Annotated in this window: 1 protein-coding gene and 1 pseudogene; both read left to right on the top strand. The window is 65.5% G+C overall.

All coding sequences use genetic code 11. The annotated features are described in order from the left end of the window. Window positions 1-910 (top strand): annotated as a pseudogene (locus ABZ396_RS40690) (alpha-1,4-glucan--maltose-1-phosphate maltosyltransferase); the annotation flags it as partial. Next, the coding region (locus ABZ396_RS40685) for an alpha-amylase family glycosyl hydrolase (RefSeq protein WP_358927081.1) at window positions 907-1,832 on the top strand (926 nt) is incomplete at its 3' end. The pseudogene ABZ396_RS40690 and the gene ABZ396_RS40685, both read left to right, overlap by 4 nt.

Here is a 1,832-nt window from a genome sequence, read left to right as displayed (position 1 = left end):
AGGGCTGATCGCCGAGACGGTCCGGGTGCTGCGGCACTGGATGGACTGCGGGGTGCGGATCTTCCGCGTCGACAACCCGCACACCAAACCGGTGGTGTTCTGGGAACGGGTGATCGCCGAGATCAACCGCACCGATCCGGACGTCCTCTTCCTCGCCGAGGCCTTCACCCGCCCCGCGATGATGCGCACCCTCGCCCAGATCGGTTTCCAGCAGTCGTACACCTACTTCACCTGGCGCAACACCAAGCAGGAACTCACCGAGTACCTCACGGAGCTGTCCGGCGAGAGCGCCGCCTGGATGCGGCCCAACTTCTTCGCCAACACCCCGGACATCCTGCACGCCTACCTCCAGCACGGCGGCCGCCCCGCCTTCGAGGTCCGCGCCGTGCTCGCCGCCACCCTCTCCCCCACCTGGGGCATCTACAGCGGCTACGAACTCTGCGAGAACACCCCGCTCAGAGAAGGCAGCGAGGAGTACCTCGACTCCGAGAAGTACCAGCTCAAGCCCCGCGACTGGGCCCGCGCCGAGACCGAGGGCATCGCCCCCCTCATCACCCGCCTCAACACCCTCCGGCGGAACAGTCCGGCCCTGCGGCAGTTGCGCGATCTCCACTTCCATCACGCCGACCATGACGCGGTGATCGTCTACAGCAAGCAGAGCGGATCGAACACGGTTCTGGTGGTCGTCAACCTCGACCCCCACCACACCCAGGAGGCCACGGTCTCGTTGGACATGCCGCAACTCGGCCTGAACTGGCATGAGTCGGTGCCGGTGCGCGACGAGCTCACCGGCGAAACCTACAACTGGGGCAGAGCCAACTATGTGCGCCTGGAACCGGGTCGACGACCCGCGCATATCTTCACGGTTCTGCGACCGTCCCCGCGGATCGGAGGGTCACCCACAAAATGATCGTCAACGAACCCGTCCCGGACACCTTCGAGGACACTCCCGCCAAGGACCGGGACCCGGACTGGTTCAAACGCGCAGTCTTCTACGAGGTCCTCGTCCGCTCCTTCCAGGACAGCGACGGTGACGGCATCGGCGACCTCAAGGGCCTGACCGCCAAGCTCGACTATCTGCAGTGGCTCGGCGTCGACTGCCTGTGGCTGCCGCCCTTCTTCAAGTCCCCGCTGCGGGACGGCGGCTACGACGTCTCCGACTACACCGCCGTACTCCCCGAATTCGGTGACCTGGCCGACTTCGTGGACTTCGTCGACGCCGCCCACCAGCGCGGCATGCGCGTGATCATCGACTTCGTCATGAACCACACCAGCGACCAGCACCCGTGGTTCCAGGAGTCCCGCAAGGACCCCGACGGGCCCTACGGCGACTACTACGTGTGGGCCGACGACGACAAGCAGTACCAGGACGCGCGGATCATCTTCGTCGACACCGAGGCCTCCAACTGGACCTACGACCCGGTCCGCAAGCAGTACTTCTGGCACCGCTTCTTCTCCCACCAGCCGGACCTCAACTACGAGAACCCGGCCGTGCAGGAGGAGATCATCTCGGCGCTGAAGTTCTGGCTGGACCTGGGCATCGACGGCTTCCGGCTGGACGCGGTGCCGTATCTCTACCAGCGCGAGGGCACCAACTGCGAGAACCTGCCCGCCACCCATGACTTCCTGAAGCGGGTGCGGAAGGAGATCGACGCCCAGTACCCGGACAAGGTGCTGCTGGCGGAGGCGAACCAGTGGCCGGAGGACGTCGTCGACTACTTCGGTGACTACCGGAGCGGCGGGGACGAGTGCCATATGGCGTTCCACTTCCCCGTGATGCCGCGCATCTTCATGGCCGTCCGCCGCGAATCCCGTTACCCCGTCTCGGAGAT

The sequence above is a fragment of the Streptomyces sp. NPDC005866 genome, from assembly GCF_040629895.1.
Classification (GTDB): domain Bacteria; phylum Actinomycetota; class Actinomycetes; order Streptomycetales; family Streptomycetaceae; genus Streptomyces.
This window is presented reverse-complemented; position numbering and strand designations above follow the sequence as displayed.